Below are 7,448 nucleotides of genomic sequence, written 5' to 3'. Positions count from 1 at the left end.
TTTCGGGATATTCCGTAGGAGACGGCTGCGACAAGACCCAGAACGCCGACAGCGCCAACCACGACCGAGGAGTCGAACAGCATCCGTTCAGACCCGCCCGGAATTGTCCACAGGCTGGCCAGCCTCTCGCGAAGAGGTGCCAGCACCCCGCGATACGATGCCTGCGCCGTCAGGGTCAGAACCAGCCCTGTCACGATGGCCCTCAAGTTCCCCGAAGCAGACAGTACCAGCAGACGGCTGGCACAGCCTCGCGCCAGGATCATGCCGATGCCAAACATCAACCCGCCGATGATCGCGCCAGAAAGACTGCCTATGCCGGCGATTTGCCGGGCCATGCTGACGTCAAGATGCCCAGTCAGGATCGAAAGCTGGACCAGGGCCAGACCCGTGCAGAATGCGATCAGCCAAATTGCCAGTTTTGGCCCAAGCGTACGCTCGGCCACTTCGACGGTCGCCGCCCGCAGGCAAAACCGGGAATGATAGGCGGCGGCCCCGAACAAAAGCCCCACCAGTGCCCCTGACATCATCAGAAGTGTGGGCTCGCCGAACTGATCAATCAGTTGTTCCATCCGTGTTCACCAGCAGTCCTTGTTGCGTGGCAATATAGGGTGGGACTATTTTAGTCTGCCTTGATTTCGCTCAAGCGCCACAGGGTATAGTTGTCCAGCGCCTCGCGGGCCCGAACGACAGGCAGGCCGCGGGCGATCCAGCCGGGGAATTTTCCATTCCCGAACATCCCTTCGGAAACGTCTACGACATCGGTCACGCCGTTTTTCTCAAGAATGTCAGCCACATAGTTCGAGCGACCGCCGGTCGCACAGATCAGGCCGACGCGTTCCGGTGGAACACGGGACAGAACTTCTTGCAGGCGCTTCGGAAATTCCGGCTCGTGCATTGAAATGGGCAAGGCCCCACGGGCAACGCCCGACTCTTCCCATTCCTGCGGAGAGCGGATGTCCAGCAGAACAAGGCGTCCCGCCTCCACCAGGCCGGCAGCTTCCGGAGCTGACATGTCCTGACCTGCTGCACCAGCTGGCTGAGCAACAGACAACAAGTACAGCAGCAGGCTGGCCAGAAGGGTGCGCGGCACCGGAAAATGTTGTTTCAGCAATCTCTGCAAGTTTTGATTCCCAGAATTCGGTAGATAGGACAAAAGTTCAGGAATGCAGTACCAACGAAGATAACGCCAAAATAGCCCCAGATACCGATGGTGCCCATGGCCGCCAGGATGATCAGTGCAGCCCCCAGAACCAGGCGGGCGAGGCGGTCAAATTGTCCAAGATTGCGAGTCATAGCGGGTCTCCTTCATTTCTGTGCCACCTATGTAGCCGGAAAACCACCGGGTCGTATGTGACTCAATCACGGTCAGGCATGCTCGGCATGCTCTGCGAGGGCAGCGACCTGAAGAACCGTGATCGTCCCGCGGCCAGAATTGATCCAGCCCCGCCTTTCAAAGGACTTCAGTGTTCGCGAGACGACCTCGCGCACAGTTCCCAATTCCTGAGCCAGCTCTTGCTGCGTGACGTGGATGGTCGGTCCTGCACGATTGGCCAGCCAGCGGGCAATGCGTTGGTCGGTCCGGTGAATAAGCAGATCGTCAATAACATCGGTCAATTCCCCCACACGGGCGGCGAAATTGCGGAACACGATCTCTTGGAATTTTGGTTCCGAACTCAGCAGCGAGCGGAACCGCTGGGCGGGAATTGAGACTGCGGTGACATTGCCCTCGGCGTAGCCATAGCCCGAATAGGGACGCCCGGACAAAAGCCCGGTGGTGGTCAGAACGCAGCTATCCCCAGCCTCGACCCTGTACAGGACGACAGTACGACCGGCGGCGTTGGTTTGTTCCACCCGAACCGAGCCAGACAGGATAAACAGAAAGGCCCGGCTCTCGTCGCCGGGCCGGAACAGGCAGGTGCCATCCGGAACGTGGATTCTGTTGCCCTGGGTCAGAAACGGTTCGGCTGGGTGGTCGGTCACTCGAACTCCATCTGCTCATAGACGCGCCCGGCATTCTTCGTGGCTAGTTCCTCGAACGTGTCGAGATGCGCGTAGGGGCTTTGGTCGATGTAGTAGGCATCGGCCAGATCGCCGCCTTCTTCAAGATGCGCGCCGATTTTTTCCCGAAGATAGACCAGATAATCGCGGGTATAGCGCCGCACCTGGTCCATGTTGGTGGGATGTCCGTGACCGGGAATGACATAGGTGGCGCCCAGAGGCTCGAACCCGGTTTCCCAGGTTTCGATCCAGTCCGCCACGATGGTATCCTCAAAGATCGGCAGCATCCGTTCGTGAAAGGCCATGTCACCGGCAATGACCAGACTCTGCTCGGGCAGCCAGACCTGCGTGTCGCCTGGCCCGTGTGCCGGGCCCAGATGCAGCACCTCGATCCGGTAATCGCCCATCTCGACGACGCGTGTGTCCTCGAAGGTTTCGGTGGGCGGCGCGACGAACGTGCCTTCGGCCTTGTCGCGGTTGTACCGTTTCATCTCCTCCAGCAACTGATGGCCGCGCTCTTCGATTTCATGCGCGGCATCCACATGGGCTAGAATCGGAACGCCTTGCTCGGCCCAGTAGGAGTTGCCCAGCATCGCGTGCCCCTGGCCGTTCTCGTCAATCACTAGCTTCACCGGCTGGTCGGTGATGGCCTTGATCTCTTCGTGTAGCGCCTTGGCCAGGACATAGGCCGCGCCGCCATTGATCACCACGACCCCATCGCCGGTGACGATGAAGCTGAGGTTGTTGTTGTGGCCGGAGTTTTCATAGGTCGGCGGAGCTGTCGCACCGATCGCGGACCAGACATTCGGAATGAACTCCACCGGTTTCGAATACAGGGGTGAGGCCGGGTACTGATCCGCGATGTCTTCGCTGGCCAGGGCCGGAGACGCAAGCAGCGCCGCAAACAGGACGATACGCATATTCATGCCTCGACGAACCGATAACCGTCACCGGCCTTTTCGGCGCGGCCGATGCCGCCGCCGGGAAGATGGAAGCCGATCAGGGCCAGGTCCTCGTGCGTCAGGCGGTCGAACAAAACCTGCCGCGTGGCGGCCGCCGTCTCTGCGTCCTGATCCGCACCACTGTGCCACGCGGGCCGGCGGAAGGCGACGTGGTGATTGCCGATGGCATCGCCGACGACCAGTGCGGCCGAGTTGCCCTTCCGGATCTCGAACGCCATGTGTCCGGGTGTATGGCCCGGGGTCGAAACCGCAGCGATTCCGGGCAGGATTTCCTGATCGGCGTCGAAAAGCTGAACGCGGTCTTCGATCGCGGTCATTCTTCTTTTTGCACCGACGGCATGAGCGGTACGGGTCTCGCCGATGGTGTTGACGGTCTCGGGATTCCACCAATAATCCCACTCGGCTCGGCCCATCATGAAGGTTGCATCGGGGAAGACGATCTCGTCGAAATCATCCAACAGCCCCCAGATGTGGTCGGGATGTGCATGAGTGAACACGACATGGGTGACGTCTTCGGGGGTGACACCGGCCGCGTCGAGGCTATCAAGAACGGTGCCGGCAGTCGGAACGAAATCCGGCCCCGCGCCAACGTCGAACAGAACAGTGTTTTCGCCGTCGCGATACAGGGTCAGGTTGCACTCGGGTTCCAGCGTTTCATTGGATATCCCGAAGTCCGCCAGAATCTGACCAAGCTCATCTTTGGGCATGGGTTCAAAAATAAAACTGGCGGGCAGGATCAGATGGCCGTCGCTGACCGTCGTCAGCCTGGCCGAACCCAACGAAATGTCGGCCCGTGCCAAGACCGGCAGCCCGCCTGCAAGCGGAATGGCCGCCATGACCTGCATCATCCTGCGCCGTGAGATATTCATGTCCAACTCCCTAAATGCTCACATCGGAATATGAATGAATATCTCCCGAGGGGCAAGAATTGCCGGATAGAGCCCCAACGCTTTGCGCTTGGCCAGGTGTGCTTTTTGGGAAAGCGGGCTAACGGTGCAAATAGGCCGGGTGGGCGCGGGTATCGGTCTTTGTCGCGCTTTTGGCTGCAGGGCGGGATACAACCTGCGCTGCCAGCCTCAGGTCGTCAGATCACAGGGTGAATGGCACAAGCGACGACGGTCAGAGCGACGCCGCAGCGCGGCTCGCCTGATCGTAGTGACCGGACAGAGCGCGCAGGTTGCGGGCCAACTCGCGCAGATCGTCGCCGGACAGGTCGGTGGCAGGCAGCCCTTCCAGCAGGCATTGTTGGCGCACCTTGCGATAGGCGTCGCATAGCTCCACGCCCTCGGGCGAGGTGCGGTAGAACACCTCTTTGCCGCGCTTTTCCGACGTCAGCAGCCCGGCCTTCAGAAGTTTGCGCAGGGCGTAGTTAACGGTGTGGCTGTCTTCGATGTTCAGAAGAAAGCAGATGTCGGTCAGGCGTTTGTCGCGGCCGCGGTGGTTGACGTTGTGCAGGATCAGAATGTCGAGCGGTCCCAGATCGGCCTGCCCGGCTGCGGCCATGCAGCGGGTCATCCAGCGTGAGAACGCGTTGTAGACGATGATCAGGCCGAATTCGAGTTCGGACAGTTCCCAGCCTTCGCCCTCGGCCAGGTGGCGAGAGGAAACGATGCGGCGCGTGTCGGGGGAAGAATTGGTCATGTTGCGGCCCTTTGATCTGCAAAACGCTGAGAAATTATCAGTGTTTTGGCATGGAGTGCGTGCGTTTTCAACGTCCTGACCTTTGGAACCCGCAGCGTTTCGGCCAAAACAATAACAAAACGTTGACAAATCGCTGACGTTGAGTCAGCTTCTGCGCCAGTACTCAAGCAGGGAGAGCCAAAATGAAACTGATGCAGATTGCCGGTGGCGCGGTGGCCGCGCTGGCCGGGTTGGCCATGCAGGTGCAGGCCGAGACCTGGGACATGCCGACCCCCTATCCGGACGCCACCTTCCACACGGTGAACATCCACGAATTCGCCAAGGACGTCGCCGCGGCCACAGACGGTGCCGTTGAAATCAAGGTCCATTCCGCCGGGTCTCTGTTCAAGCACCCCGAGATCAGCAAGGCCGTACGCAGCGGTCAGGTTCCGATCGGAGAGTTTTTCCTGTCGCTGCTGGCCAATGACAACCCAGCTTTCGGTGCGGACTCGCTTCCGTTCCTGGCCACCAACTATGACCACGCCCAAAAGCTCTGGGCGGCTCAGAAGGACGTGATCAGCGGTCTGCTGGATGAACAGGGCATGATGGTACTGTACGCCGTGCCGTGGCCGCCGCAGGGTCTGTACACCACCAAGGAAATCAACAGCGTGGATGACTTGGCGGGCCTGAAGTTCCGCACCTACAACGCCACGCTGGAAGAATTCGCCAACTTGGCGGGCGCCGCACCCACGCAGGTCGAGGTGCCGGACATTCCGCAGGCCTTCAGCACCGGCCGGGTCGAAGCGATGATTACCTCGCCCTCGACCGGGGTGAACTCTAAGGCGTGGGACTTTTTGACCCACTACACCGACATCCAGGCCTGGATTCCCAAGAACGTGGTCGTGGTGAACAAGCGCGCCTTCCGCCGTCTGGATGAAGCGACCCAGGCCGCCGTGTTGGAGGCGGCGGCCGCCGCCGAAGCCCGCGGCTGGGAGATGAGTCAGGCCGAGACCGCCAAGCAGACCGCGGTCCTGCAGGAAAACGGCATCACCGTGGTGCAGCCATCCGAAGAGTTGATGGCCGGCTTGCGCGCGATCGGCGCGCAGATGCTCGAGAACTGGACCGCTGAGGCCGGCGAAGAAGGCGCCGCGTTGCTGCAGGCCTATCAGCAGTAAACGATCCGACCTGGCCGGGTGCCAAACGTCCGGCCGGGTTCGACAACAAGGGGAGGGGATGGCGATGCTGCGGCGCAGTCTTGATTTCATCTATCGTGCAGCCGGCGGATTGGCGGCGCTGTTCATTCTGGCCATCGTCTTGCTGGTCTTTGCGCAGGTCGGGCTGAATCTGGCCGACAAGATCTGGGCCGCGCTGACCGGGCAGGGCGTGGGCCTGACCATCCCCTCCTATGCCGATTTCACCGGGTTCTTTCTGGCCGCATCCAGCTTTCTGGCGCTGGCCTATGCGCTGCGCGCCGGCGGGCATATCCGGGTCACGCTGCTGATCGGACGGATGCCCAAGGGACCGCGCCGTCTGACCGAGATCTGCGTGGTGACAATTGCCCTGGCCATGAGCGCCTATGCCACCTGGTATCTGGGCCTGCTGGTTCTGGAGTCGCTGGAATATGGCGACCGCAGCCCTGGCATGGTCTCGGTGCCGTTGTGGATCGTGCAGATGCCGGTCCTGCTGGGGCTGGCCATTCTGACTCTTGCCCTGGTCGACGAGCTGGTCGGCCTGCTGGCGGGCCGCGCGCCCAGCTGGGACGGCAAGGGCGAAAACCTTCTGAACGAATAGGGCCAGCAGATGTCGATTGCCACGCTTTCCATTATTCTTCTTGTTCTGCTGTTCGCTTTTCTGGGGGCGGGCCTGTGGGTGGCGTTTTCGCTGCTGGGGGTCGGGATTGCGGCGATGGCGCTGTTTTCCGATGCGCCGCTGGGGCTGGTCATGGCGACCACCTTATGGGGGCACAGCAATTCCTGGGCGTTGGCGGCGCTGCCGCTGTTCATCTGGATGGGCGAGATCCTGTTCCGCTCGCGCCTGTCCGAGGACATGTTCACGGGCTTGTCGCCCTGGATGAACCGGCTGCCGGGGCAGTTATTGCATGTGAACGTCTTTGCCTGCGGGATCTTTGCGGCGGTGTCCGGGTCGTCCGCGGCCACGGCGGCCACGATCGGAAAGCTGTCGATTCCAGAGCTTTCGCGCCGCGGCTATCCCGAGAAGATGATCATCGGCACGCTGGCCGGGTCGGCTACGCTGGGCCTGCTGATCCCGCCGTCGATCATCCTGATCGTCTATGGCGTGGCAACCGAGCAGTCCATCGCCCGCCTGTTCGTGGCCGGAGTTCTGCCGGGACTGCTTCTCGTGGGGCTGTTCGTGGGTTATGTGGCGATCTGGGCACTGATCAACCGCGCCAACCTACCCACCGAGGACATCCGCGCAAGTTTCGGGGAAAAGCTGCGACGTTCTCGCCGGTTGGTGCCGGTGATCCTGCTGATCGTCGGTGTGATCGGCTCGATCTATGCCGGGATCGCTTCGCCCACCGATGCGGCCGCTGTGGGCGTGGTGCTGGCGCTGCTGCTGTCCTGGCGCGAGGGCACGTTGACCCGCGCCAGCTTTGTCGACGGGCTGATGGGGGCCACGGTGACCTCGTGCATGATCGCCTTCATCCTTGCCGGGGCCTCGTTCCTGACCGTGGCGATGGGCTTTACCGGCATTCCGCGCGTGCTGGCGGAATGGATCGGATCGCTGGGCCTGTCCACCTTCACGCTGCTGGCGGCGCTGACCGTGTTCTTCGTGATCATGGGGTGTTTTCTGGACGGGATCTCGGTCGTGGTGCTGACGGCTTCAGTCATCATGCCGATGGTGATGCAG

The 7,448-nt window shown here is 61.4% G+C and carries 10 protein-coding genes; 3 read left to right on the top strand and 7 right to left on the bottom strand.

All coding sequences use genetic code 11. The annotated features are described in order from the left end of the window. The 7 genes from AC2FM3_RS17580 to AC2FM3_RS17550 form a co-directional block, all read right to left on the bottom strand. Positions 1-569: YeeE/YedE thiosulfate transporter family protein (locus AC2FM3_RS17580; protein WP_496684475.1), on the bottom strand; the 569-nt coding region annotated here is incomplete at its 3' end. Between the two features lie 50 nt (positions 570-619). Next, a complete protein-coding gene (locus AC2FM3_RS17575; RefSeq protein ID WP_496684472.1) occupies positions 620-1,120 on the bottom strand; it encodes a rhodanese-like domain-containing protein in 501 nt (166 codons plus the stop codon). Then, positions 1,105-1,293, bottom strand: coding sequence for a YgaP family membrane protein (locus AC2FM3_RS17570; protein WP_496684469.1), 189 nt, complete (start codon positions 1,291-1,293; stop codon positions 1,105-1,107). The genes AC2FM3_RS17575 and AC2FM3_RS17570 overlap by 16 nt, the downstream gene beginning before the upstream one ends. A 72-nt stretch (positions 1,294-1,365) precedes the next feature. Next, positions 1,366-1,980 carry a Crp/Fnr family transcriptional regulator gene (locus AC2FM3_RS17565; RefSeq protein WP_496684466.1) on the bottom strand — a complete coding sequence of 205 codons (615 nt, stop codon included), beginning with the start codon at positions 1,978-1,980 and terminating at the stop codon, positions 1,366-1,368. Next, positions 1,977-2,918, bottom strand: a complete 942-nt coding sequence (locus AC2FM3_RS17560; RefSeq protein ID WP_496684478.1) for an MBL fold metallo-hydrolase — start codon at positions 2,916-2,918, stop codon at positions 1,977-1,979. Before AC2FM3_RS17560 ends, AC2FM3_RS17565 begins: the two co-directional genes overlap by 4 nt. Before the next feature lie 2 nt (positions 2,919-2,920). After that, entirely contained in the window at positions 2,921-3,829 is a 909-nt protein-coding gene (locus tag AC2FM3_RS17555) for an MBL fold metallo-hydrolase (RefSeq protein WP_496684464.1), read from the bottom strand. Positions 3,830-4,079: 250 nt separating this feature from the next. Beyond that, positions 4,080-4,601 (bottom strand): winged helix DNA-binding protein, encoded by a 522-nt coding sequence (locus AC2FM3_RS17550; protein WP_496684462.1) that lies wholly within the window; start codon positions 4,599-4,601, stop codon positions 4,080-4,082. 182 nt (positions 4,602-4,783) lie between these two features. Here AC2FM3_RS17550 and AC2FM3_RS17545 point away from each other — a divergent pair, with 182 nt between their 5' ends. The 3 genes from AC2FM3_RS17545 to AC2FM3_RS17535 form a co-directional block, all read left to right on the top strand. Next, positions 4,784-5,755, top strand: coding sequence for a TRAP transporter substrate-binding protein (locus tag AC2FM3_RS17545; protein ID WP_496684460.1), 972 nt, complete (start codon positions 4,784-4,786; stop codon positions 5,753-5,755). A gap of 64 nt (positions 5,756-5,819) precedes the next feature. Continuing rightward, positions 5,820-6,371 (top strand): TRAP transporter small permease, encoded by a 552-nt coding sequence (locus AC2FM3_RS17540; RefSeq protein ID WP_496684458.1) that lies wholly within the window; start codon positions 5,820-5,822, stop codon positions 6,369-6,371. 9 nt (positions 6,372-6,380) lie between these two features. Next, positions 6,381-7,448 (top strand): TRAP transporter large permease (locus AC2FM3_RS17535; protein WP_496684456.1); only part of this gene is annotated, 1,068 nt, incomplete at its 3' end.

This window comes from Ruegeria sp. BHSB172 (assembly GCF_059613165.1).
This window is presented reverse-complemented; position numbering and strand designations above follow the sequence as displayed.

Excerpts from the sequence above, each read along its gene's own strand:
- AC2FM3_RS17570 (WP_496684469.1), bottom strand. The coding sequence starts at position 1,293 with ATGACTCGCAATCTTGGACAATTTGACCGCCTCGCCCGCCTGGTTCTG.
- AC2FM3_RS17560 (WP_496684478.1), bottom strand. The coding sequence starts at position 2,918 with ATGCGTATCGTCCTGTTTGCGGCGCTGCTTGCGTCTCCGGCCCTGGCC.
- AC2FM3_RS17555 (WP_496684464.1), bottom strand. The coding sequence starts at position 3,829 with ATGAATATCTCACGGCGCAGGATGATGCAGGTCATGGCGGCCATTCCG.
- AC2FM3_RS17550 (WP_496684462.1), bottom strand. The coding sequence starts at position 4,601 with ATGACCAATTCTTCCCCCGACACGCGCCGCATCGTTTCCTCTCGCCAC.
- AC2FM3_RS17545 (WP_496684460.1), top strand. The coding sequence starts at position 4,784 with ATGAAACTGATGCAGATTGCCGGTGGCGCGGTGGCCGCGCTGGCCGGG.
- AC2FM3_RS17540 (WP_496684458.1), top strand. The coding sequence starts at position 5,820 with ATGCTGCGGCGCAGTCTTGATTTCATCTATCGTGCAGCCGGCGGATTG.